A 303-nucleotide genomic window follows, 5' to 3' on the forward strand; every position below is an offset into this window, starting at 1 on the left:
AGAAAAAGATGCGATTGAATTTGCGAAGAAGCATCGTAAAGAATTTGAAAAAGTAGGTGAACAATTCTTTAAAGATAACTTTGGACTAAAAGTTAAAGCTACAAATGTTGTAGGTAAAGATGATGGTGTAGAAGTTTATGTGCATTGCGAAGATCATGGCATTGTATTTAATGCAAGTCTACCTTTGTACAAAGATGCCATCCATCAAAAAGGATCAATGCGTAGTAATGACAACGGTGATGATATGAGTATGATGGTGGGTACAGTGCTGAGTGGCTTTGAATATCGAGCGCAAAAAGAAAA

The 303-nt window shown here is 35.6% G+C and carries 1 protein-coding gene; it reads left to right on the top strand.

The genetic code is table 11. The features are described from left to right. On the top strand, nt 1-303 hold a 303-nt coding region (locus tag HMPREF3247_RS15040; protein ID WP_257245487.1), incomplete at both ends, for a DUF1672 domain-containing protein.

This window comes from Staphylococcus sp. HMSC36A10 (assembly GCF_001838845.1).
Lineage (GTDB): Bacteria > Bacillota > Bacilli > Staphylococcales > Staphylococcaceae > Staphylococcus > Staphylococcus aureus.